General features: G+C 72.1%; 22 protein-coding genes. 18 read left to right on the forward strand and 4 right to left on the reverse strand.

Features of this window, described 5'->3' with window-relative positions; genetic code table 11:
• Window positions 1–55: 55 nt before the first annotated feature.
• The 3 genes from Q2K20_RS02220 to Q2K20_RS02230 all read left to right on the forward strand — a co-directional run bounded on the left by Q2K20_RS02220 (window position 56) and on the right by Q2K20_RS02230 (window position 3,094).
• Window positions 56–967, forward strand: a complete 912-nt coding sequence (locus tag Q2K20_RS02220) for an alpha/beta fold hydrolase (protein ID WP_163376353.1) — start codon at window positions 56–58, stop codon at window positions 965–967.
• 115 nt (window positions 968–1,082) lie between these two features.
• A complete protein-coding gene (gene mshA / locus Q2K20_RS02225) occupies window positions 1,083–2,393 on the forward strand; it encodes a D-inositol-3-phosphate glycosyltransferase (protein WP_067717081.1) in 1,311 nt (436 codons plus the stop codon).
• Between the two features lie 137 nt (window positions 2,394–2,530).
• Window positions 2,531–3,094: a YbjN domain-containing protein gene (locus Q2K20_RS02230; protein ID WP_069389592.1), complete on the forward strand. Its 564-nt coding sequence runs from the start codon at window positions 2,531–2,533 to the stop codon at window positions 3,092–3,094.
• A 24-nt stretch (window positions 3,095–3,118) separates the two neighbouring features.
• Here the strand turns inward: Q2K20_RS02230 and Q2K20_RS02235 are convergent, their stop codons facing one another.
• On the reverse strand, window positions 3,119–4,828 hold the full coding sequence (locus tag Q2K20_RS02235; RefSeq protein WP_067717079.1) for a long-chain-fatty-acid--CoA ligase: 1,710 nt from the start codon (window positions 4,826–4,828) through the stop codon (window positions 3,119–3,121).
• A gap of 41 nt (window positions 4,829–4,869) precedes the next feature.
• On the opposite strand from Q2K20_RS02235, the gene Q2K20_RS02240 reads away from it, so the two are divergent.
• The 4 genes from Q2K20_RS02240 (at window position 4,870) to Q2K20_RS02255 (ending at window position 8,941) form a co-directional block, all read left to right on the forward strand.
• Entirely contained in the window at window positions 4,870–5,616 is a 747-nt protein-coding gene (locus tag Q2K20_RS02240; protein WP_067717075.1) for a phosphoglyceromutase, read from the forward strand.
• 114 nt (window positions 5,617–5,730) lie between these two features.
• Window positions 5,731–6,927 carry a sensor histidine kinase gene (locus tag Q2K20_RS02245; protein WP_067717072.1) on the forward strand — a complete coding sequence of 399 codons (1,197 nt, stop codon included), beginning with the start codon at window positions 5,731–5,733 and terminating at the stop codon, window positions 6,925–6,927.
• Complete coding sequence (locus tag Q2K20_RS02250; protein WP_067717069.1) at window positions 6,924–7,613, forward strand: response regulator transcription factor; 690 nt, start codon at window positions 6,924–6,926, stop codon at window positions 7,611–7,613. The genes Q2K20_RS02245 and Q2K20_RS02250 overlap by 4 nt, the downstream gene beginning before the upstream one ends.
• A gap of 236 nt (window positions 7,614–7,849) precedes the next feature.
• Complete coding sequence (locus tag Q2K20_RS02255; protein ID WP_317176929.1) at window positions 7,850–8,941, forward strand: IS110 family transposase; 1,092 nt, start codon at window positions 7,850–7,852, stop codon at window positions 8,939–8,941.
• Between the two features lie 113 nt (window positions 8,942–9,054).
• Here the strand turns inward: Q2K20_RS02255 and Q2K20_RS02260 are convergent, their stop codons facing one another.
• Window positions 9,055–9,915: a hypothetical protein gene (locus Q2K20_RS02260; protein ID WP_317176601.1), complete on the reverse strand. Its 861-nt coding sequence runs from the start codon at window positions 9,913–9,915 to the stop codon at window positions 9,055–9,057.
• Window positions 9,916–9,948: 33 nt separating this feature from the next.
• Here Q2K20_RS02260 and Q2K20_RS02265 point away from each other — a divergent pair, with 33 nt between their 5' ends.
• From Q2K20_RS02265 to Q2K20_RS02295, 7 genes are all read left to right on the forward strand, one after another.
• Window positions 9,949–10,896 (forward strand): Ppx/GppA phosphatase family protein, encoded by a 948-nt coding sequence (locus tag Q2K20_RS02265; protein ID WP_172815755.1) that lies wholly within the window; start codon window positions 9,949–9,951, stop codon window positions 10,894–10,896.
• Between the two features lie 2 nt (window positions 10,897–10,898).
• Entirely contained in the window at window positions 10,899–12,764 is a 1,866-nt protein-coding gene (locus Q2K20_RS02270) for a hypothetical protein (protein WP_268092568.1), read from the forward strand.
• A gap of 300 nt (window positions 12,765–13,064) precedes the next feature.
• A complete protein-coding gene (proC, locus tag Q2K20_RS02275) occupies window positions 13,065–13,907 on the forward strand; it encodes a pyrroline-5-carboxylate reductase (protein ID WP_096906784.1) in 843 nt (280 codons plus the stop codon).
• A gap of 284 nt (window positions 13,908–14,191) precedes the next feature.
• Window positions 14,192–14,413, forward strand: a complete 222-nt coding sequence (locus Q2K20_RS02280) for a helix-turn-helix domain-containing protein (RefSeq protein ID WP_067718677.1) — start codon at window positions 14,192–14,194, stop codon at window positions 14,411–14,413.
• Window positions 14,414–14,595: 182 nt separating this feature from the next.
• Complete coding sequence (locus tag Q2K20_RS02285; protein WP_003855542.1) at window positions 14,596–14,697, forward strand: 30S ribosomal protein bS22; 102 nt, start codon at window positions 14,596–14,598, stop codon at window positions 14,695–14,697.
• Between the two features lie 203 nt (window positions 14,698–14,900).
• Complete coding sequence (locus tag Q2K20_RS02290) at window positions 14,901–16,097, forward strand: NAD-dependent epimerase/dehydratase family protein (RefSeq protein ID WP_317176602.1); 1,197 nt, start codon at window positions 14,901–14,903, stop codon at window positions 16,095–16,097.
• Window positions 16,094–17,227, forward strand: coding sequence for a lysophospholipid acyltransferase family protein (locus Q2K20_RS02295; RefSeq protein WP_069389582.1), 1,134 nt, complete (start codon window positions 16,094–16,096; stop codon window positions 17,225–17,227). The genes Q2K20_RS02290 and Q2K20_RS02295 overlap by 4 nt, the downstream gene beginning before the upstream one ends.
• A gap of 36 nt (window positions 17,228–17,263) precedes the next feature.
• On the opposite strand, the gene Q2K20_RS02300 is transcribed toward Q2K20_RS02295, so the two are convergent.
• Entirely contained in the window at window positions 17,264–18,508 is a 1,245-nt protein-coding gene (locus Q2K20_RS02300) for an HAD family hydrolase (protein ID WP_410494165.1), read from the reverse strand.
• 74 nt (window positions 18,509–18,582) lie between these two features.
• Between Q2K20_RS02300 and Q2K20_RS02305 the strand changes: the two genes are divergently transcribed.
• Complete coding sequence (locus Q2K20_RS02305; protein WP_082923762.1) at window positions 18,583–18,852, forward strand: glutaredoxin family protein; 270 nt, start codon at window positions 18,583–18,585, stop codon at window positions 18,850–18,852.
• 63 nt (window positions 18,853–18,915) lie between these two features.
• Here Q2K20_RS02305 and Q2K20_RS02310 read toward each other — a convergent pair whose 3' ends face one another.
• Window positions 18,916–19,266, reverse strand: coding sequence for an HNH endonuclease (locus Q2K20_RS02310; RefSeq protein ID WP_132063680.1), 351 nt, complete (start codon window positions 19,264–19,266; stop codon window positions 18,916–18,918).
• A gap of 382 nt (window positions 19,267–19,648) precedes the next feature.
• On the opposite strand from Q2K20_RS02310, the gene Q2K20_RS02315 reads away from it, so the two are divergent.
• From Q2K20_RS02315 to Q2K20_RS02325, 3 genes are all read left to right on the forward strand, one after another.
• Window positions 19,649–20,971 (forward strand): glutamyl-tRNA reductase, encoded by a 1,323-nt coding sequence (locus tag Q2K20_RS02315; protein ID WP_269504080.1) that lies wholly within the window; start codon window positions 19,649–19,651, stop codon window positions 20,969–20,971.
• The gene (gene hemC, locus Q2K20_RS02320) at window positions 20,968–21,984 is read left to right on the forward strand and encodes a hydroxymethylbilane synthase (protein WP_317176603.1); all 1,017 of its coding nucleotides are present in this window, start codon (window positions 20,968–20,970) and stop codon (window positions 21,982–21,984) included. The genes Q2K20_RS02315 and hemC overlap by 4 nt, the downstream gene beginning before the upstream one ends.
• Window positions 21,985–22,046: 62 nt before the next feature.
• Window positions 22,047–23,690, forward strand: a complete 1,644-nt coding sequence (locus tag Q2K20_RS02325; RefSeq protein ID WP_283468527.1) for a uroporphyrinogen-III synthase — start codon at window positions 22,047–22,049, stop codon at window positions 23,688–23,690.
• Window positions 23,691–23,704: the final 14 nt, after the last annotated feature.

Raw genomic sequence — 23,704 nt, forward strand, 5'->3', positions numbered from 1 at the left:
GCGGGCGGGGTCTGGGGGCCGGATCGCGGCGATCGGCTCTGGCACCATGAGGTTCATGACCTCAGCCTCCCCCTCCGCCTCGCCAACCGACGCCCGTACCGACGCCCCCGCCGCCTCGACGCCCGCGCCCACCCTCCCGTCGCCCGCCCTCGCCTCGGCCGTTTCGTCCGACGGCACCGCGATCGCCTACCGCGTGCTCGGTGACCCCGCCGCCCGGCCGCTCGTGCTCATCCACGGTTGGGCGCAGTCGAGCGCGAGCTGGGGGCAGGACGTGCTGAACGACCTGGCCCCGCGTTTCCGCGTGGTGGCGATCGACCTGCGCGGCCACGGGCATTCCGACGTCCCGGCCGGCGGCTACGACTCGGCACCGCAGTGGGCCGACGACGTCGAGGCCGTCCTCGACTCCGCCGGGATCACCGAGGGCTCGGGCGCGATCCTCCTGGGTTGGTCCTACGGCGGGGTCGTGGTCGCGGACTACCTGGCCGCCCGCGGTGAGGGCCGGGTCGGCGGGATCGTGCTGTGCGGTGCGGTCACCTCCCTCTCCCGCTCGGCGGGCGGCGCGATCGGCCCGGCCATGAAGGAGGTCACCTCGGGCGGGGCGTTCGACGAGAAGCCGTCGGTCGCGCTGGCGGCGTTCACCAGCTTCGGAGCAGCCATGATGCGCTCGGGATCGGGCTCGGACGGGCAGCGGATCCTGGGCCTGTCGCTGGCCACGCCGCCGACGGTCCGGCAGGCGCTGCTCACCCGCAAGGTGGACAACGACGACACCCTGCGCGGCCTGTCGATCCCCGCGCTGGTCATCCACGGCGCCCACGACGGGGTGGTGCTGCCGTCGGCCGGGCAGGCGAACGCCGAGATGATCCCCGGCGGCCGCTACGTCGAGTTCGCCGAGTCCGCGCACGCGCCGTTCCTCGAGGAGACGCCGCGCTTCCTCGCCGAGCTCGACGAGTTCGCCGCCTCCCTGTAGCCGTTCGTGGCGGGCGGGCCCGGCGCGCTGGAGCCCACCTCGTCGTCGTCACCTCAGGGCGGGCGGGGGCACGGGCGACGTGCACCCCGGCGCGGGCGGGGGCACAATCGGACGGGTGACCGTAACCGACCTCGACCCCGGCGCCGCGCACCCCCTGCCCCGGCGCATCGCGGTCCTGTCCTTCCACACCTCGCCGCTCGCCCAGCCGGGCACGGGCGACGCGGGTGGGCTCAACGTCTACGTCCTGCAGACCGCGCGCCGCCTGGCCCGCCGCGGGGTGGAGGTCGAGATCTTCACCCGCGCCACCCACTCGTCGCAGCCGTCGGTCGAGCAGGCGGGCGACGGCGTGCTGGTCCGCAACATCGTGGCCGGACCGTTCGAGGGCCTGCGCAAGGAGGACCTGCCCACGCAGCTGTGCCCGTTCGTCGCCGGCGTGATGCGGGCGGAGGCCGGGCAGGCGCCGGGCCACTACGACCTCATCCACTCCCACTACTGGCTCTCGGGCCAGGCCGGGCTCGTCGCGTCCGAGCACTGGGGGGTGCCACTGGTGCACACCGCGCACACCCTGGCGGCGGTGAAGAACGCGGTCCTCGCCGAGGGGGACACCCCCGAGCCCGAGTCCCGGCGGATCGGTGAACAGCAGATCGTGGACGCCGCCGACCGGCTCGTCGCCAATACCACCGACGAACTGCGCGAACTCGTCGACTACTACGACGCCGACCCCGCGCATGCCGACGTCGTCCCGCCCGGCGCCGACCTCGAGCAATACACCCCCGGCACCCAACGCGGGACCGAGCGGGCCCGCCGCGCGCTCGGGCTGGGGCAGCATTCCGAGGTGATCGCCTTCGTCGGCCGGATCCAACCGCTCAAGGCGCCCGACGTGATCGTGCGGGCGCTGGCCGAGATGGTGCGCGCCCAGCCCCGCCGCGATGTGCGTCTGATGGTCGTCGGTGGGCCCAGCGGGTCGGGGCTCGAAAGGCCGCGCTCGCTGATGGAGCTGGCCGAGGAGCTGGGTGTGGCCGACCGCGTGTGCTTCCTGGCGCCGCGCCCGCCGTCGGAGCTGGTGGACGTCTACCGCGCCGCCGACATCGTGGCGGTGCCGTCGTACTCGGAGTCGTTCGGGTTGGTGGCGCTCGAGGCGCAGGCGTGCGGCACCCCCGTGGTCGCGGCCGCGGTGGGCGGGTTGCCGACGGCCGTCGGCGACGGCCGGACCGGGATCACCGTCGACGGGCACGATCCGCGGGAGTGGGCGCGCGTGTTGTCGGGATTGTTGGACGACGACGAGCTGCGCCTGTCGATGTCGCGGGCCGCCCCGGTACACGCCTCCGGGTTTTCCTGGGACTCCACCGCCGACGGGCTGCTGTCCTCGTATGCGGGCACGATGGCCGCATACCGGGCCCGACGTGCGGAGGCCACCGCGTCCTGATCTCCCGTCCGCAGGAGCCGCCGCGTCGAATCGCCTACGAGGCCCGGCCGACGCCTGGCCCGGCCGACGACAAGTCTTTGCCGACGACAGGCCCCAGCCGACGAGAAGTCCCAGCCGACCACCCCGAAGGAGTCACGATGATCGACCCCACCGAGAGCAAGCGCATGGACGACGACGGGCCGGCCCCGCACCGGGACGATGTCGACGCCCCCACCGTCGAGCGGATCCGCAACTTCCTCGTGGAGCGGGAGATCGAGTCGACGCTGGCCGACGGACGGACCTTCGTCGTGATCCTGCCGGGGGAGAAGCGCCTCAAGACCGCGTGCCACCTGACGGTGAACCGGGAGAGCGTGCGCATCGAGGCGTTCGTGTGCCGCCGACCCGACGAGGACTTCGAGAAGGTCTACAACTACCTGCTGCGGCGCAACCGGCGGCTCTACCAGGTGGCCTACACGCTGGACAACAACAGCGACATCTACCTCGTCGGCCGGATGCCGCTGGTCGCGGTGACCGAGGAGGAGCTCGACCGCGTGCTGGGTCAGGTGCTCGAGGCCGCCGACCACGACTTCAACGTCCTCATCGAGCTGGGCTTCCACACCTCGATCCGCCGCGAGTGGGAGTGGCGGGTGTCCCGGGGCGAGCCGCTGCGCAACCTCGACGCGTTCCGCCACCTCACCGAGGACCTGCCCCAGCCCGAGTAGCCCGGGGCCGGGACAACCCGCCGGTCAGGGGTTGATCTGCTGCGCGACCCTCTTGCGCAGGACCTTGCCCATCGGGTTGGTGGGCAGTTCGTCCAGTTCGACGAACTCGCGCGGGACCTTGTACCCGGCCAGCGAGCCCTTGCAGTGCGCGCGCAGGGCGTCGGGGTCGAGTGTGGCGCCGGGCTCCGGCACGACCGCGGCGATGACCTTCTCGCCGCCGTCGGAGCTCGGGCGGCCCACCACGGCGCAGTCCGCGACGCCCGGGGCCGTGCGCAGCACCGCCTCGACCTCCGACGGGTAGACGTTGAACCCGCCGGTGACGATCATCTCCTTGATCCGGTCCACCACGTGGAGGAAGCCGTCGGAGTCCTGCACCACGACGTCGCCGGTGCGGATCCAACCGTCGTGGAAGGTCTCGGCGGTCGCCTTCTCGTTGCGCCAGTAGCCCGGGAACACCTGCGGTCCTTTAACCAACAGTTCACCGGGCTCGCCGGCCGGTGCGTCGACCGAGGGGTCGTCCTTGTCCGCGACACGGATATCGGTGTCCGGGAACGGGACGCCGATGGAGCCGGCCCGCCTCGCCGTCGACATGGGGTTGCCGACGGTGATGGGGGAGGTCTCGGTCATCCCGTATCCCTCGACCAGGAGGCCGCCGGTGGCGGACTCCCACCTCTCGATGAGCTCGGCGGGCAGGCTCATGGCGCCGGACAGCGAGTGCCGGATGCCGTGCAGCGGGATCTTCCGCTTTTCGGCCTCCTCCAGGATCTTGGTGTAGATCGGCGGGACGGCCGGGATGAAGGTCGGCAGCTCCTTCTTCAGGATCGGCATGATGAGGTCCATGTCGGGGGTCGGGACCAGTTGGAGCCGCGCGCCCTCGGCGATCCCGAACACCACGCACAGCGTGACGCCGTAGGCGTGGAACATCGGCAGGGAGGCGAGGAACTTCTCCTCGCCCGGCGTGAGTTCGGGAACCCAGGCGCGACCCATCTTCGCGTTGGCCACCAGGTTGGCGTGGGTGAGCACGGCGCCCTTCGGGGTGCCGGTGGTGCCGGAGGTGTAGAGGATCAACGCGGGATCCTCGGCCGCCGGCCGCGGGTACGAGAAATCCAGCTCGGCGCCCGTCTCGAGGTCCGCCCAGTCCAGCGTGCCGGGTGCCGGCCGGGAGAGCTTGTCCCGGGAGGCGCGCAGTGACGGCACCGGCAGGTGCTTGAGCGCCAGCCTCTTGGCGGCGGGGAGCTCGTCGAGCAGGTCGACCGAGATGATGTGCTCGATCGCGGTGCCGGGCCGGTCGGCGAGGTCCCGCACCACGGGCGCGACGACGTTCCAGGTCACGACCACCTTCGCCCCGTGGTCGGCGAAGGGGCCCTCGAGCTCGTCGGCGGTGTACAGGGGGTTGTGCTCCACGACGATCGCACCGATGCGCAGGGCCGCATAGAAGACCGCGACGCCCTGGGGACAGTTGGGCAGCAGCACGGCGACGCGGTCGCCGCGGTCGACGCCCAGGCGCCGCAGGCCCTCGGCGGCGCGGCGCACCCGCCTGCCCAGGTCGGCGTAGGTGGTCAGGCGGCCGAAGAACTCGGTGGCGGGCCGGGACGAGTAGGAGCTCACGGCGTCGTCGAACTGGTCGATCAGCGTGGTGGTGCCGTAGTCGAGATCCTGCGTGGTCCCCGGCGTGTAGTGGACGGTCCACGGCCGCCCGGTCGATTCGGGGGTGTCTCCGGCGTGTGCGGTCATGTCTGCACCGTAGTCCTCGGAGCGCGGGTCATAATGGCCGTATGGCTTACGGAACACTCGTCCTCCTGCGTCACGGGCAGTCCACGTGGAACGCATCCAACCAGTTCACGGGCTGGGTCGATGTCGACCTCACCGATCTCGGTCGGGAGGAGGCGGTCCGCGGCGGAAAGCTCCTCGCCGAGGCCGGGATCCTGCCGGACATCCTGTACACCTCGCTGCTGCGTCGCGCGATCACCACCGCGAACATCGCGCTGGACGCCTGTGACCGCCACTGGGTCCCGGTGATCCGGCACTGGAAGCTCAACGAGCGTCACTACGGCAAGCTCCAGGGCCTGAACAAGGCGGAGATCAAGGACCAGTTCGGCGACGAGCAGTTCATGTTGTGGCGCCGCAGCTACGACACCCCGCCGCCGCCGATCGACCCGGCGGGCGAGTATTCGCAGACCTCCGACGTGCGCTACGCGGACCTGCCGGAGGTGCCGTTGACCGAGTGCCTCAAGGACGTCGTGGACCGGTTCATCCCGTACTACGTCGCCGAGATCGCCCCCAAGCTCGCGGAGGGCAAGACCGTGATGGTGGCCGCGCACGGCAACTCGCTGCGCGCCCTGGTCAAGCACCTCGACGGCATCTCCGACGAGGATATTGCCGGCCTGAACATCCCCACCGGGATCCCGCTGGTCTACCACTTCGACGAGACCGGGCTGGTCGCCAACCCGGGCGGCACCTACCTCGATCCGGAGGCCGCCGCCGCGGGTGCGGCCGCCGTGGCCAACCAGGGCGGCAAGTAGTAGGTGAAGGCCCGGTGAACGGGTCGCGAACCCCCGGCAGCCTGCGAACTTCGCGCAGGTGGCCGGGGGTTTGGCGATTCGGGCGCCGGAACGCCACACCGTAGGATCGGGGTCGTGCAGGTCAGTCTGGGGATCTTCCTCGCGATCGTCGCCGGGATCATCGGCTTCATCGTGGGCGGCTTCGTCGTCCCACTGATCCACCGACGCGGTGAGCGTCGGCGCGCGGAGCAGGCCGGGCCCAGCCGGCTGGATGTCCTGCGGGGCGTCTATCAGCAGGCGCCGTACGCACTGGCGGTCGTGGATCGCCACCAGGACGTGGTCCTCTACAACCGTCGTGCAGCGGAGTTGGGGATCGTCGATGACCGCCTGCTGGTGGAGCCGGTCTGGCGCGCGGCCCGGTCGACGTTCACGGACGGCCACCCCGCCCGGTTCGACCTGCCCGCCAAGATGGCCCCCGGCCGCCGCCGCATACCGTCGGTGAGCGGGCGCGGGGAGATCCTCGAGGGCAACGGCGAGCAGTTCGTCGTGGTCTTCGCCGACGACGACTCCGAGCACCGTCGTATGGAGGCGGCCCGCCGCGACTTCGTCGCCAACGTGTCGCACGAGCTCAAAACCCCGGTCGGGGCGATGGCGGTGCTCGCCGAGGCGCTGCTGGAGTCCAAGGACGACCCGGACTCGGTCGAGTACTTCGGCGGACGCGTGGTGAGCGAGGCCCAGCGGCTCGGCAAGATGGTCTCCGAGCTCATCGAACTCTCTCGACTGCAGGGCGCCGAACGGATCCGCGACCCGGAACCGGTGGACGTGGACGACGTGGTGGCCGAGGCCCTGCGCCGGTCCGCGTCGGCGGCGGAGGCGGCCGGGATCGAGCTCATCACCGATGCGCCGTCCGGGCTGGAGGTCAAGGGGGACTGGACCCTCTTGGTCACGGCGGTGGCCAACCTCATCTCGAACGCCATCAACTACTCGCCCGACCACACCCCGGTGTCGATCACCCGGTCCGCGACCGGGGACACCGTGACGCTGCGGGTCACCGACCGCGGGATCGGCATCGCCCCGGAGCACCAGGCCCGCGTCTTCGAGCGGTTCTTCCGCGTCGACAAGGCCCGTTCCCGCGCCACCGGCGGGACCGGGCTGGGTCTGGCGATCGTCAAGCACGTCGCCCAGAACCACAACGGCGCCGTCAGCCTGTGGAGCCGCCCCGGTACGGGGTCGACCTTCACACTCGAACTTCCGGCTCATGTGGAGCCGGGTGGCGCCGGGGGGACCCCCGGCGCCGAGCACGCCGACCAAGGAGAGGACCAGGTGCCGTGACCAGGGTGCTGATCGTGGAGGACGAGGACTCGCTGGCGGATCCGCTGGCGTTCCTGCTCCGCAAGGAAGGCTTCGAGGTCACCGTCGCGGGGGACGGCCCGACCGCGCTGGAGAACTTCGAGTCCGAGGGCGCGGACATCGTGCTGCTGGACCTCATGCTCCCCGGGATGTCCGGCACCGATGTGTGCAAGCGACTGCGGACGACGTCGACCGTCCCGGTGATCATGGTGACCGCCCGCGACAGTGAGATCGACAAGGTCGTCGGTTTGGAGCTGGGCGCCGACGACTACGTGACCAAGCCCTATTCGGCCCGCGAACTCATCGCCCGCATCCGGGCGGTGCTGCGCCGCGGCGCCGAGGCCGAGGCGGAGCCGGTCAGCGACATCGGCGTCCTGGAGTCGGGGCCGGTGCGGATGGACATCGAGCGGCACACGGTGCTGGTCCGCGGCACGGCCGTCACGCTGCCGCTCAAGGAGTTCGACCTGCTGGAGTACCTGCTGCGCAACTCGGGCCGGGTCCTCACGCGCGGACAGCTCATCGACCGGGTGTGGGGGTCGGACTACGTCGGCGACACCAAGACCCTCGACGTCCACGTCAAGCGTCTGCGCTCGAAGATCGAGTCCGATCCCGGCAAGCCGGTGCACCTGGTGACCGTCCGCGGGCTGGGCTACAAGTTCGAGGGCTGACAGTGATGATGTGTGTAGTGGTTCTTCGGGCGGGTCTGACTCACGGGCTGACCGTCGCGGTGGCTGACTAGAAGCGGATTTGTCGGCCCGCTCGGGGGATCGCTACGCACGCGACCGGACGGGCGTTTGTGACCTCATAGGAGCTTGGTTCAGAAGCCCCGCCACTGTCTTGTCCGCCCGCCTGGCCGGCGCGTGCTGCCCCACCGGGATCAACGAGAAAGGCAGCAGTGACCATGATGTCCGATCAGCACGTGCATGTCATCGCCGGAGTGGATACGCATGGCCAGACCCATCACGCGGCGGTGATCGACTCCCTCGGGCGGCATCTGGCCGACCGAGAGTTCCCGGCCACGGGTTCCGGGTACCGGCAGCTACTTTCATGGCTCGGCGGCCACGGCACCGTGCAGGCCGTTGGGGTCGAGGGCACCGGAGCCTACGGCGCCGAGCTGTCTCGGGTGCTGGCCCGGGCCGGACTACCGGTGGTCGAAGTCGACCGACCCGACCGCAAGACCCGGCGGATGAAGGGCAAGTCCGACCCGATAGACGCCTATGCCGCTGCTACCGCGGTCGCCTCCGGGCGTGCCACTGGCGTGCCGAAGACCCGCGACGGGATCGTGGAGGTCGTCCGGGCCTTGCGTGTGCCTCGGCGCTCCGCGGTCAAGGCCCGCACCCAAGCGATCAACCAGGCCAGGCAGCTGGTGATCACCGCTCCGGAGGAATTGCGAGCCCAGTTGCGTGGCCTGCCCGCCCGCGAGCTGGCCGCAGTCTGCGCCCGGTTCCGTCCCAGCGACCTCGCTAGTCCCCTCGGCGCGACCAAGGCGGCACTACGCATTCTGAGCCGCCGGATCCTGGCACTGAGTGAGGAGATCGCCGACCTCGACGTCGAGCTAAAAGCCCTGACCGCGCAGACGGCTCCGACCCTGATGAACCGCATGGGCGTGGGACCTGACGTCGCCGGGCAGCTTCTGGCCACCGCGGGCGACAACCCAGACAGGCTGCGCTCCGAAGCGGCGTTCGCGCACCTGTGCGGCGTGGCCCCGATCCCTGCCTCTTCAGGACGACGAGACCGACACCGACTCAACCGCGGTGGCGACCGGGCCGCGAACCACGCCCTGCATACCATCGCACTGAGCCGCATGCGATGGGACGAACGCACCCGCTCATACGTTGACCGACGAACCGCGCAAGGCCTGTCCAAGAAAGACATCATGCGCTGCCTCAAACGCCACATCGCGCGCGAGATCTACCATGCCCTGATCAACGACCTGCAGGCTCGCGACCCCGCCACCAAAGCACCGACCACCGCCGACCTCGCCAAAGCCGCTTGACATCCATAGGAGCATCCGCCCCCGCTGGAAATCCGCTACCCCCCGTCCGGATCCGCTACCCCTACACGGGTAGCGGATCCGGAGTCGGAGTAGCGGATTCCGGACTGCCCCGGTCAGGTCTCGCTGGCTCGTTCGGTCTGCGCCCGCTCGGTCGCCGGGTGCACGGCCACGATCCCGAGCTGTCGCCGGCGCCGGCACGCCGCGGCGAGCACCTCGTAGCACTCGGCGCCCAGTAGCTCGACCAGTTCGTCGCGCAACGACACGTAGACGGGGTCGACGCCGACGTGAGCCTCGGGCGAGCCTGTGCAGTACCAGTCGAGGTCCAGCCCGCCCGGGCCCCAGCCGCGGCGGTCGTACTCGCCGACGCGGGTGTGGAGGATTTCCACCTCGTCGGGACGGGTCTCCCATTCGCGGGTCACGTGGATCGGCAGCTGCCAACACACGTCCGGCTTGGACTCGGGCAGGCTCCGCCCCGTCCGCCCGGCCAAGTGGTGCAGGGCGCAGCCCGACCCGGTCGGCCATCCGACGTCGTTGAAGAATACGCACCTCCCGCCCAGGCGGCGCGTCCTGAGAGCGGGCTCCATCTCGCCGTCGTCGCCGGTCAGTTCGTCCTCCTCCAGCCACGCCTCCTGCGCGGCCCCCTCCGCCGTCGCGGCGGCGTGGGCGGCCTCGCGGTGCTGCCATTCCTCCGGACGCAGCAGGGCGACGTTGGCCTCGAGCCGTTGCCGGTCGGAGTCGTCGGAGAGGAAGGCGCCGTGCGTGCAGCAGCCGGAGTCGGGCTGGTCGCGGTCGATGCCGTGGCAGGCGGGCGTGCCGAAGACGCACGTCCACGACGACAGCAGCCAGGTCATGTCGGCGGAGATCAGATGTTCGTCATTCGCGGGGTCGGGGAACGTGTACCACTCCCGCGGGAAGTCGAGGGGGACCTCGGGCTGAGGGGCGCCCGGGGTCGGGGGGCGTTCGGTGGCGGTCACAACCTGCGACCGTAGACCGTTTAGGGTGGTCGTGTGAGATTAGGTGTCCTGGACGTGGGAAGTAACACGGTCCACTTCGTGGTGGTCGATGCCCACCGGGGTGGTCATCCCACGCCCATGAACGATTCCAAGACCCGGCTACGCCTGATCGAGTACCTGGACGACGACAACAATATCTCCAAGACCGGCATCGCCCGGCTCATCGACGCGGTCAACGAGGCCGCCGAGCTCGCCGAGGCCACCAAGTGCCGCGAGGTCATGGCGTTGGCCACCTCCGCCGTGCGCGACGCGGCCAACTCGGACGACGTGTTGGCCAAGGTGGAGAAGGAGACCGGCATCGAGCTGCGGGTGCTCTCCGGTGAGGACGAGGCGCGCATGACGTTCCTCGCCGCGCGTCGGTGGTACGGCTGGAGCGCGGGGCGGATCATCAACCTCGACATCGGTGGTGGGTCGTTGGAAATGACCCACGGGGAGGACGAGCTGCCCGAGCAGGCGTTCAGTCTGCAGCTGGGCGCCGGCCGGCTCACCCACGACTGGTTCAAGACCGACCCGCCGGAGCGCAAGCGCATCAACCAGCTGCGTGACTACATCGACGCCGAGCTCGACGGGCCGGCCCGGGAACTCCGGGCGGCCGGTGAGCCCGACCTCGCGTGCGCCACCTCCAAGACGTTCCGTATGTTGGCCCGGCTCACGGGTGCGGCGCCGTCGTCGGAGGGCCCGCGCGTGGAGCGGGTCCTCACGGCCGCCGGTCTGCGGCAGGTGATCGCGTTTATCTCCCGCATGACGGCCGCCGACAGGGCAGAGTTGGAGGGCATCAGCTCCGACCGCTCGCATCAGGTGGTGGCGGGAGCGCTGGTGGCGGAGGCGTCCATGCGTGCGTTGGGTCTGGAAAGTGTGAAAATCTGTCCGTGGGCTCTGCGAGAGGGGCTCATCCTGCAGCGTCTCGACCGGGACGTGGGCGGCGACGGGAAGGGGAGCTGACGATGGCCGAGGATTCAGACGGTCAGCAGATCACCGTGGCGGAGTTGCTCAAGCGCATGGGCGCGGAGCAGCAGGACGCCCCGGCCGGGCGTCGGCGTCGCCGGGCCGACGAGGGCGGCGGACTCAGCGTCTCCGAGCTCACCGGTGAGATCCCCAAGATCACCGACGACACCGTGCTCGGTGGTCGCGCGGCGCGGCGTCGGGCGCGGGAGGCCGAAGAGGCCGCGGCCGCCGGTGGCGACGCCGAGCGGGACGCGGAGTCGGGTGCCGACGGTGGTGCCCCGACGGGCGCCGGGGAGACCCCGGGGACGACGACGAGGTCGTCCACCTCTGAGGCCCCGCAGACCCCGCGGCCCTCGGGACGGCGGCGGGCCCCGGAGGCAGGGGCGCCCGCGTCCACGCCGGCCGGGTCGGCCGAGAAGTCGTCCGCGGCGAAGGCCACCACGCCATCGGGCACCACCACGCCGCCGGCCTCGTCGACGGCCACCACGACGCCGTCCACCCCGCCGTCGGCAACCACACCGCCGGCTTCGCAGCAGGCCACCACGCGGATGCCGGCCGCCTCACCGCAGCAGGCCCCGACGTCGGCGACTCCGTCCGCGCCCGCCCCGTCGCGCTCCGCCTCCGATGACGCCGGCCAGCAGGGAAAGAAGGGCGGTCTGCGCGGGCTGTTCGGCCGCAAGCGCAAGGATGCGGAGCAGTCGGGGTCCGACGCTCCCGCCACCCGCCCGACGCCCGCTGATCGTGGGGGCGTGGGGCCCGCCGGCGCCGCGGCCGCAGGTGTTGCGGGCGCTGCTGCTGCCGGTGTCGCCGGCACCGCAGCCCCGGGCTCGGGCGACAAGTCAGCTCCGTCCGCAGCGGCCGGAACGGCAGACAAGGCCGCGCCGGCCTCGTCCACCGCCCCGGCGGTCAAGCCCGGCACCGACAAGCCCGCCACCGCCAAGCCCGCCACCGGCAAGTCCGGTACCGACAAGTCTGCCGCGACCTCCGGTTCTGCCGAGGTCGGCAAGGCTTCCGGGGCCACCGACACGGCCGTCACAGCAGACAAGCGCGTCACCGAGAAGTCCGCCGGGACCCCCGCCGCTCCGGCGGCCGACAAGCCCGCCGCCGCAGACAAGCCCGCCGCAGGGGCCGATGCCTCCGCATGGGGTGTGCCGTCGGGCAGTGGCTCGACCGCCCGCCGCGCCCCCGAGGCGACCGCCGAGCAGTCCGACGATTCCGACTCCGCCACGCGCGGGGGTGCCCTGGGTGCGGCGACCGCTGCCGCCGCCGGAGGTGCGGGAGTCGCGGGAATGGCCGCGGCAGTGGCCGGCGCGGGCACCGGAACCGAGCGGCCGAAGCTCGACGAGACGAAGTCCGGCGCGGCGCAGACCGACGCGGCGCAGACCGAGGCGACGAAGGCCGGCGCAACGACAGCGGACCAGCAGCCGGTCGCCCGGCCCGGGGCCGACGCCCCCGTCGCCGACCGGACGAGCACAGACCAACCCGGCGCCGACCGGGCCGACGCTCCGACCCCCGCGCCCGCGTCGCAGCAGACCCCGGCGGAGCCGGACAGCTCGCAGTACCGTGACATCGACGACGCCCCCGGCGGAGCCGAGCCCGAGCGGTCGCCGGCGTCGCAGTGGCTGATCCTCGTCGCGCAGGTGCTCGCCTCCGCGGTCGCGGGCGCGGCACTGTTCATCGGCTTCCAATTGCTCTGGCGCGACCTGCCGTGGGTGGCCTTTGCGCTGGCGATCGTCGTGATCGTCGGACTGGTGGCCATGGTCCGCGTCCTGCGCAGGAGCAACGACTCCGTCAGCATCGCCCTCGCGGTGATCGTCGGCCTGGGCGTGACGTGCGGGCCACTCCTGCTCAGACTCGTCTCCTAGCCGCATCCCGGCCACGACCCGCACCCCGCCCGCGCCTGCTCCAGGTGCGGGCGGGGCCGTTTCAGCCGCGGTGCGCGAGCGGGAACCGGCGACGGGCAACCGAATCCCTCCCGCCGCCCATCCGATGTCGCTCCACCCACCGGATGCGATAGGTGGAGCGACATCGAATAGGCGGCGGTGGCGGCGGGCGCGATTCGATGGGTGGCGCGAGCGGGCGGCCCCGTTCGACCGCGGCCGGCGGGCAGCCCCGTCCCCCGCGGCCGGCGGCCGGCCGCGCACGCGTGTGGCACTGTAAAGGGCATGACGAGAATCGCAGTGGTCGGTGGCGGACGCATCGGCGAGGCCCTCATCGCGGGACTCCGTGAGGCCGGGACCGAGCCGTCGGACATCGTGGTGATCGAGGCCGTGGAGGCCCGCGCCGAGCAGTTGGCCAAGAAATACAACATCCTGTCCACCAGCCTCGACATCGGCTGCGAGGGCGCCGACGTGATCGTGGTTGCCGTCAAGCCCCAGGACGTGCCGGCGGTGGTCGGCCGCATCGGCGACGCCATCTCCGACAGCGTCCACGAGTCGATCGTGGTCTCGCTCGCGGCCGGCGTGCCGACGACCGTGCTGGAGAACAAGCTCAGCGCCGGCTCGCCGGTCGTGCGGGTCATGCCCAACACGGCGATGCTCGTCGGGCACGGCGTCTCCGCGCTCTGCAAGGGCCGCTATGCGCGCGATGAGCATCTCGAGCAGGTGTCCACGATCATGGAGAGCGTGGGCCTCGTCGTCGTCGTCACCGAGGCCCAGATGGACGCGGTGACCGCGGTGTCCGGGTCCGGCCCCGCCTACTTCTTCCTCATGGCGGAGGCGATGGTCGACGCCGGCGTGGAGCGCGGGCTGCCGCGCGACGTGGCGCTGAAGCTGGCGGCCGGCACGGCGCTCGGCGCGGGCGCGATGCTCACCGGCGGCGGCGAGGGACCCGCCGAACTGCGCTACAACGTCAGCTCCCCGGGCGGCACCACCGCCGCGGCGATCCGCAGGCTGGAGGCCGGGGGACTGCGCTCGGCGGTGGCGGACGCGGTCGAGGCGGCGGCGTCGCGGTCGCGGGCGTTGGCACTGGCCTCCACCGATGGCGACGACGACGACGAGATCGACTGACCCCGCCACCCGGGCCCGTCGCCGAGGCGACCGAACGGGCCGGGTGTGCGCGTACCGAACCGGCCCGCCGGGTGAGATGTGACCCACCCGGCGGGTCGCTTATGTAGCACAAGCCCAGTTCAGGGCGGGTGAGGCGCGGATCGGGCGGCGTGTCGTCGATGTAATTCGCCCACTCCCGTCGCATTGATCACACCATTCACGCTAGGCTCATACCCAGCACGTGCGTGTCCGTACCGCAGGAGGGGAAGCCTGCGGCACGACGCGTGCCACGAAGGGTTGTGACAATGGCGACTACCGACAAGACCGATAGCGGCGCACAGGCGGCGGGGGGCTCGCAGTTCCTCACCGTGGCCGAGGTCGCCGCGCTGATGCGCGTGTCCAAGATGACGGTCTACAGGCTCGTCCACTCGGGCGAACTGCCCGCCGTGCGGGTGGGGCGGTCGTTCCGGGTCCACTCCAAGGCCGTGCACGAGTACCTCGACACGTCGTACTTCTCCGCGGGCTGACGCACTGAACCGCCCCGGCGGGGCGGTGTCCGGCCCGTTTTCGTGGCCGCGGGGAGCGAGAGGTAGTCTGGATGGGTTCCGTCCCGGCTTTCGAGCTCGCTCTCAGGCGCCGGAGCGCAAGTCAAGGCCCTTCGCGGGCTGTAAGGCCCCAGACCAGTAGTCGACAGGTAGGTGACCCCGATATGGGTTCTGTGATCAAGAAGCGCCGCAAGCGTATGTCCAAGAAGAAGCACCGCAAGATGCTCCGCCGTACCCGCGTGCAGCGTCGCAAACTCGGTAAGTGAGTCCGGCGGCGCCTCGGTAGCGCCCGGACTCACGCCTGTAGCGGATGCCCGTCACCCACAGTGGTGGCGGGCATCGGTGTATTTCGGGGCGGGGTGTCGACTCGGGGCAGGGCGGGGCAGGGCAGGGCGGGGCGCCGCTCGGCCGGCGTCGGCGGCGAGGTCCGCGCACATGGGCAGGGGGGTCCGCAGTTAGACTCGGCCGGGTGGACACCGAACTGCCCGACCGTAGCCCGGCTCGTGCCGTCGCGGTCGTGGGCGGCAGCCGGTATCTCGGCGCCCACCTGGTCGGCATGCTGCTGCGCAACGACTCCGTCGAGCGCGTCCTGGCGATCGACTCGGTCAAGCCGTCGCCGCAGCACCGCCGACGGATGCGCGACGCCGAGTTCGTGCGCCTCGACCCGCAGTCCCCGCGCCTGCAGGGGATTCTGCGTGAGGCCGGCATCGACACGGTCGTGCACGCCGGGCTGCACCACACCGATTTCGCCCCCGGCGGCCGCGCGGCCGTCAAGGAGGCCAACATCATGGGCTCCATGCACGTGATCGCCGCGTGCGGACGGGCCGCGACGGTCAAGCGGTTCGTGCTCATCTCGTCGACCTCGGTGTACGGCTCCTCGGGGGTCGACCCGGCGATGTTCACCGAGGACATGGCCGCCCGGCGCCTGCCCAGCGGCGGCATCCCCCTCGACCACTCGTCGGTCGAGGGCTACGTGCGGGGGATGTCCCGCAAGCGCCCGGACATCGACGTGACGATCCTGCGCATCCCGGCCATCCTCGGGCTGCCCGAGCCCACGGTGGTCGGCGAGCTGCTGCTGCCGTCGGTGGCGCCGGTACTGGCCGGGTACGACCCGCGCATCCAGCTGCTGCACCCGCAGGACGCACTCGATGCGCTGCTGCACGCCGCGACGGGGGCGCCCCCCGGGACGTACAACATCGCGGCCGACGGCATCCTCACCCTGACGCAGGCCATCCGCCGCGCCGGCCACATCCCGCTGCCGGTGATGCCGCAGACGTTCAAACTCGCGGCGCGGTTGCTCTCCAGCCAGGGACTGCGCGACATCGGGCCCTCGCAGCTGCGCTACCTGCGGTACGGCCGCACCATGGACACCACCCGGATGCGCACCAGGTTCGGGTTCACGCCCCGGTACACCACCGAGGAGGCGCTGCACGCCTACCTCGTCGACTCAGGGGCCGAGCCCCTCGTCACGCGCGCCGCACTCGAGCGCAAGACCGCCAAGATCGCCAGCAGACTGCCCGGCCCGGTGGCCAGCCGACTGCGCGCGGGCGTGAACTCGACCATCGGCGAGCTCGAGTCGATAGGGGCCCTGCCGGAGCCGATCGAGCCCGATTCGAACCGGCCGGAGACGAACGAGCCCGACCCGAGCGAGGAGGGGGCGCCGTGAAGGGCCCGGAATTCGACCTGTCCCAACCACTCGGCGGCCCCCGCTGGGGAGAGGGCCGACGCGACGCCCCCGGTTACCGAACCGTCGGCGAGGGCTTCGTAGGGGAGACCACCAACAGCGATGCCGCGGCCACCGAGCTCGGCAGGATCGTCGACAGGTTCCTCACCTCCCTGCGCAGCTCGATCGGTCAGGTGGTCGACGCACTGCCCCTCGACGCCGAGGTCCTGGCACCCGTCCGCGAACTGACCCGCGGTGTCGACACGATGCTCGCGACCGGCGACGTCAGCGCCCTGTCCACCCTCGCCGACGCCGTCAACGCCGCCGGCGAGCTCTTGGCCACCCGTGTCACCGGCGGGTACGAGGTCGACGAGTTCGGGTTCGACGAGCACTTCCACACCAACGTGTGGCTGCCCCTGTGGCGGCCGCTGTTCGAGCACTGGTTCCGGGTCGAGGTGATCGGTGCCGAGAACATCCCCGCCGACGGCGCCGGCCTGATCGTCTCCAACCATGCCGGCGTCCTTCCGCTCGACGGGATGATGACCACCGTCGCCGTCCACGACCACGCCGGACGCGCCCTGCGTCTGCTCGCCGCCGACCTGGCCATGTCGCTGCCGGTGTCCGCGCCGCTGGCCCGCCGGGCGGGGGCGACCCTGGCCTGTGCCGCCGACGCCGAGCGCCTGCTGGAGAGCGGTCACGTGGTGGCCGTGTGGCCGGAGGGCTTCAAGGGGCTCGGCAAGCCGTTCGCCGACCGCTACCGCCTGCAGCGCTTCGGCCGCGGCGGGTTCGTGGCCACCGCCCTGGCCGCTGGCGCGCCGATCATCCCGTGCTCGGTGGTCGGCTCCGAGGAGATCTACCCCAAGATCGGTGAGGTCCCGGCGCTCGCGCGGCTGCTCGGCCTGCCGTACATGCCCGTCACGCCCGCGTTCCCGCTCCTCGGCGCGCTCGGCGGCATCCCGCTGCCCACCAAGTGGACGATCGAGTTCGGCGAGCCGATCGAGACCTCGCACCTGGGGCCCGACGCCGCAGAGGACCCGATGGTGGTCTTCGAGATCACCGACCAGGTCCGGGAGACCATCCAGAACACGCTGTTCCGCAACCTCGCCCGCCGCGGCAGCGTCTTCTTCGGCTGAGCCGGCGGCGGGGGAGCGCCCCGGCGTGGACCCGCGTCAGAAGATGCGGCGCGCCCGGTCCATCGCGCGGCTGGCGTAGTCCGAGCGCGCGGCCGCTCGGGCGCCCGCGAGCCCGCCGACGGCGAGGACGCCTGGCATCGCCTTCTTCGCGGCCTTGCGGACGGTGCGGAAGTCCTTGATGTTCCAGCCGTTCTCCGAGGCGTACTTGCGCAGCTTCGAATCCGGGTTGATGGCGACCGGGTTGCCCACCATCGTGAGCATCGGCATGTCGTTGAAACTGTCCGAGTACGCGTAGCACTTGGCCAGGTCGAAGCCCTCGGCCTCGGCGAGCTTGGCGATCGCGTGCGCCTTGCCGGGCCCGTGCAGGATGTCGCCCACGAGCCGGCCGGTGTAGACGCCGTACTCCTCGTCCGCGACCGTGCCCAGCGCACCCGTCAGGCCCAACCGGGCGGCGATCACCCGCGCCAGCATCACCGGCGTCGCGGTGACCAGCCAGACCTGCTGCCCGGCGTCCAGGTGCATCTGCACCAGCGAGCGGGTGCCCGGCCAGACGCGGTCGAGCATCGAGGTGTCCACGACCTCCTCGCTCAATTCGGTCAGTTCGGCGACGGTGCGACCCTTGACGAAGCTCAGGGCCTTGTCGCGTCCGGTGGCGACGTCCTCGGCGTTCTCCTCCCCGGAGATCCGGAACTTGGCCTGCGACCACGCCAACCCGGCGACGTCGCGCGCGGTGAAGAAGCGATGCTTGGCCAGCCCGCGGGCCAGCAGGATGATCGACGCGCCCTGGATGAGGGTGTTGTCCACGTCGAAGAACGCCGCGACCCGCGGGTCCGGCACGAACGGCTCGAGCGACTCGTCGGTCTCGGCGGCGGCACGGTCGGCGGCGGCACGGTCGGTTGCTACACGCTCTGCGACGGCGTCCGCGGGGCGGTCGGCGACGGCGGTCCCGGCACCCGCGCCCGCGCCGGACCCCTCGCCCTCGCCCTCGGCGGGGTCGTAGTCGGCCAGCGGCGGGCCGGGCTCGGCACCGGGGTCGAGTTTGACGGCGTGCTGGGCGGAGGCCTCACCGGCGCGCCGCTGGATCCGCGCGTCGCGGCGCCGCCACAGCAGCCGACCCAGAGCCGAGCCGAGATCGGCACGACCGGGAAGCCGCGGGCCGGACCGGGAGCGGTGGGACTCCACCGGTTCGGCGGCGTCCTCGGAGGCCTCGCCGCCGGGGGTGGGCGCGTTGTCGTCGTCGTTGTCGTCGGCGTCGTCGTTCACCGGGCGGGAGTCGTTCACCGGGCGGGACCTCCTCAAGGGGCGCGGGGACCCCATCCTAGGGCAGCCCCGAGGGGGTGGTGCACTATCGAGCCATGGTGCACACGGTGACCCTGTTGACCCGCGAGGGCTGCGGCAGCTGCGTCCGCGTCCACGGCCAGTTGATCCCACTGTGCGAGGGTGCGGGCGCCCGGCTCGAGGTGACCGACGTCGACCACGCCGCGGACCGCGAACTCGCCGCCGAATACGGCGACCGCCTGCCGGTGGTGTTGGTCGACGGCGCGGAGCATTCGTGTTGGGAGGTCGACGACGACGAGCTGCTGGCCACCCTCGCCGGGGCCGGCCCGTTCCCGGGATGGGACTGAACCGGCCGACGGGCGCGGGCGGTGCCGGGGGGTGCGCGCGGCGGCGGCCGCGACGGTGGGCGGTCACTCCTCCCGCGGCGCGTCGCGCAGGTCCCGCAGGATGGTCGCGTGCCGGAGCAGGAACGCGCCCTCGTCGAGCTTCTTGCGCCGCAGCCACCCGGTGACCTCGGCGTTGTGCTTGCTCGCGTTGCACGACGCGCAGGCCGGGACCACGTTCTCCAGGGTGTAGCGCCCGCCGCGTGAGATGGGCTGGACGCAGTCCTTCTGCAGCGCCGGCCCCGTCGCGGAGCAGTAGGCGCAGGCTTTCCACGCGTCGAGGATCCGGGCCCACTGCGGGTCGGTGAGGTCGTTGTCGACGCGGGACAGACGCCGCTGACGACGCTTCGCGTATCGGGCGCGGGTCGCGGCGGACATGGTCGACGAGGACCTGCGGCGAGGGGGCACGGATGCCACCGTACTGCGGTCCGTGCTGTTCACGGTGCGCGCGGGAGGGCGGCCGGATATAGCATCCGCCCCTGTCACGGTTTTGTCCCGGGGTGTCAGGCGGGTTACGGTGGAGCCCGTTACGGGTCGTACGCAGGCTTGAGGCCACGGCCGTCCCGGCAGGGTGTTTCCGCCATGGGAGCGCCTTGTACGCAGCCGTGCACACCGACGGGAGACGACCGACTGTGGACCAGCGTTCCGCGAGTTCGTCCTGCGGGGCCCCGTCTGTTCTCCGACCGTCTCCTCGCCGAGTTGACGAGTTGGCATCCATTCTGGCATGGGCCCCCGAGGCCCTGGCGTCCGGGGGTCGGTTGTGAGCATTCTCCTGGTGGGGCTGTCCCATCACAGTGCGCCGGTGTCACTGCTCGAGGCGGTCGCCGTCTCCGAGTCCGAGCGCGACGGGCTCACCGAGGAGCTCATCGCCGGCGAGAACGTCGACGAGGCGATGATCGTCACCACCTGCAACCGCGTCGAGGTCTACTCCGCCGTGGACGCGTTCCACCCGGCGCTCGACGACGTCGTGACCCTGCTCTCGCGCCACTCCGGCCTGGGCGCCGACGAACTGAGCCGCCACCTGTACGTGCGCTACTCCGAGTCCGCCGCCGAGCACCTGTTCTCCGTGGCCTCGGGGCTGGACTCGATGGTCGTGGGCGAGCAGCAGATCATCGGCCAGATCCGCACCGCCTACCAGTCGGCGTCCGAGATCGGCGCGGCCGGCACCACCCTGCACCGGCTCGCCCAGCAGGCGCTGCACGTGGGCAAGCGCGTGCACACCGAGACCGGCATCGACTCGGCCGGCGCGTCGGTCGTGTCCGTGGCGCTGGACCGCGCGGCCGAGATCCTCTCGGACGGCGCCAGCCGCACTCTCGACGGACGCCGCGCGGTCGTGCTCGGGGCCGGCGCGATGGGCGGCCTGGCCGTCGCCCACCTCGGCCGCGGCGGGATCTCCCACATCGAGATCACCAACCGCACCCCGGAGCGCGCCGACCGGTTGGCCGAGATCGCCGGCGACTCCGGCACCCCGGCCACGGCCTTCCCCCTCGACGGGCTCGCCGAGGCCGTCGCCCGCGCCGACATCCTCTTCACCTGCACCGGGGCCGTCGGCACCGTCGTCACCCTGGGCGACGTGCACACCGCGCTGGCCCGCCGCGGCGACCGCGGCCCGCTCGTCATCTGCGACCTCGGCATGCCGCGCGACGTCGACCCCGCCGTCGCCGGCCTGCCCGGCGTGACCGTCCTGGGTATCGAGGCGCTCAAGGCCGACCCCGCCACCTCCGCCGCCGCCGCGGACGCCGACGCCGCCCGCACGATCGTCGACGCCGAGCTCACCGCGTACACGCAGGCCGAGCGCATGGCCGGCGTCGGGCCGCTCATCGGGCAGCTGCGCGGGCGCGGCGGGCAGGTCGTCGCGGCCGAGATGCGCCGGCTCGAGTCCCGGCTGCCAGACATGGACGAGAAGGTCCGCGACGAGGTCGCCAACACCGTCCGCCGGGTCGTCGACAAGCTTCTGCACCCGCCCACGGTGCGGTTCCGGGAACTCGCCGCCCAACCGGACGGCGAGAACTACGCGGCGGTCGTACGCACACTGTTCGACCTTGACAACACCGTGGACGGTAGAAGCGAGGAGGCGTCATGAGCAGGACCCTGAAGGTGGGCACGCGGGGCAGCACCCTGGCCACCACCCAGGCCGGGCACGTCCGCGACGCCCTCATCGCCGCCGGGTACCCGGCCGAACTGGTGATCGTGCGGACCCGCGGCGACGTGGTGATGGCCCCGGTCGAGCGCATCGGCGTGGGCGTGTTCACCCTCGAACTGCGCGCCGCCCTCGAGCGCGGGGACTGCGACATCGCCGTCCACTCGTACAAGGACCTGCCGACCGCGCCCGACGACCGGTTCGCCCCCATCGCCGTGCCGCCGCGCGTCGACCCGTCCGACGTGCTCATCGCCCGCGACGGGCTCACCATGGCCACGCTGCCCGAGGGCGCCCGGGTCGGGACCTCCGCCCCGCGCCGGCGCTCCCAGCTCGCGGCCCTGCGCCCCGACCTCGACCTGCACCCCCTGCGCGGGAACATCGACACGCGGATGGGATACGTCACCAGTGGCGACCTCGACGCGGTCGTCCTGGCGGCGGCCGGCCTCGACCGCACCGGTGCGGGAGAGCGTGCCACCCACCGGTTCGGCATCGACGAGATGCTCCCCGCCCCCGCGCAGGGCGCCCTCGCCGTCGAATGTCGCGCCGACGACACCGAGGCCGCCGAGGCCCTCACCGTCGTCGACCACCTGCCCTCGCGGGTCCGGATCACCGCCGAGCGCAGGCTCCTGCGCGACCTCGAGGCCGGTTGCACCGCCCCGGTCGGCGCGCGCGCCGAACTCGACGGCGCCGGACTCGACAGCGGTGGCGAACTGACGCTGCACGCGGTGGCGGCCGCCCACGACGGCTCCACCGTCCTGCGCACCCACGGCACCACCGCCACCGCAGACCACCCGGACGGACCGATCGCCGCCGCCGACGAGCTTGGCCGCCGCCTCGCGGCCGAACTGCTCGACCGCGGCGCCCGTGACCTCATGGCCGCCGAACCGCCCGAGCAACGCGCCCCACTCGTACCGAGGGAATCCACGACGGCGCCACCGACCGTCACCGACCCCTGATCCCCGAACTCCCATCTCGCGCGCAGCCAGCGCGCGGCACCCACCCCACGGAGAGACGAACAATGACTCGAGCACGCACCACCCGCCCCGGAACCGTCCGCTTCGTCGGCGGCGGTCCAGGCAACGCGGGGATGCTCACCTGCCGGGCCCAAGAGGTCCTCACCGGCAACCCGCTGGTGTTCGCCGACGCCGACGTCTCGGCCGACGTGCTGGCGTTGGTCGCCACCGAGGTCCCGGTGCCGCAGGAACTGCTCGACGCGCGCCGGGCCGAGATGGACGCCGCCGTGGCCGCCGAGGACAAGGCCGAGATCAAGCGTCTCAAGGCCCTGCCCGCGCCCACCGCCGCCGACGTCCGCCCCGTTCTCGGTGAGCCCGCCGCCGTGGCCAAGCAGCTCGTCGCCGAGGCCAAGAAGGGTCGCGACGTCGTCCGTCTCGTCACCGGCGACCCCATGACCACCGACGCCACCGTCACCGAGATCGCCGCCGTCGGCCGCACCGTCGTGCCGTTCGAGGTCGTCCCCGGCGTCGCCGAGGCCACCGCCGTGCCCGCCTTCGCCGGCATCGCGCTCGGCTCCGGCTACGTGTTCGCCGACGGCCGCGGCAAGGTCGACTGGGCCGCCCTCGTCGGCTCGCCCGGCCCGATCGTCCTGCGCACCACCGGCCGGCACCTCGCCGAGGCCGCCTCCAGCCTCGCCGAGCAGGGACTCGCCGCCGGCACCCCGGTGACCGTCACCTGCTCCGGTTCGCTCTGCGCCCAGAAGTCCGCCGACGGTACCCTGGCCACCATGGCCGAGGTCGGTCGCGACATGGACGGGGACCTGGTGGTCACCATCGGCAAGTCCGCCGGTGAGCGTCACCGCCACCAGTGGTGGGAGTCGCGCGCCATGTTCGGCTGGAACGTGCTCGTGCCCCGCACCAAGGCGCAGTCCGCCGAGATGAGCGAGCGCATCGCCGAGCATGGCGCCGTGCCCGTCGAGGTGCCCACCATCGCCGTCGAGCCGCCCCGCAGCCCCGCCCAGATGGAGCGCGCCGTCAAGGGCCTCGTCGACGGCCGCTACCAGTGGGTCGTGTTCACCTCCTCCAACGCCGTGCGCGCCGTGTGGGAGAAGTTCGTCGAGTTCGGCCTCGACGCCCGCGCCTTCTCCGGCGTGAAGATCGCCTGCGTCGGCGAGGGCACCGCCGCCCGCGTCCGCGAACTGGGCATCCAGCCCGAGCTGCTGCCCAGCGGCGAGCAGTCCAGCCTCGGCCTGCTCGAGGTGTTCCCGCCGTACGACGACGTGCTCGACCCCGTCAACCGGGTCCTGCTGCCGCGCGCCGACATCGCCACCGAGACCCTCGCAGAGGGCCTCACCGGCCGCGGCTGGGAGATCGAGGACGTCACCGCGTACCGCACCGTCCGCGCCGCCCCGCCGGCCGCCGAGATCCGCGAGATGATCAAGACCGGCGGGTTCGACGCCGTGTGCTTCACCAGCTCCTCGACCGTCCGCAACCTGGTCGGCATCGCCGGCAAGCCGCACGCGCGCACGCTCATCGCCTGCATCGGGCCGCGCACCGCGGAGACCGCCGCCGAGTTCGGCCTGCGAGTGGACGTCCAGCCCGAGAACGCGTCCGTCCTCGACCTGGTCGACGCCCTCGCCGCGCACGCCGACCACCTTCGCGCGGCCGGCGAACTGCCGCCCCCGCGCCGCCGCGCCCGGCGCCGCTGAGCCGCAGCCCCGCC

Source organism: Dietzia sp. IN118 (assembly GCF_032905965.1).
GTDB lineage: Bacteria > Actinomycetota > Actinomycetes > Mycobacteriales > Mycobacteriaceae > Dietzia > Dietzia kunjamensis.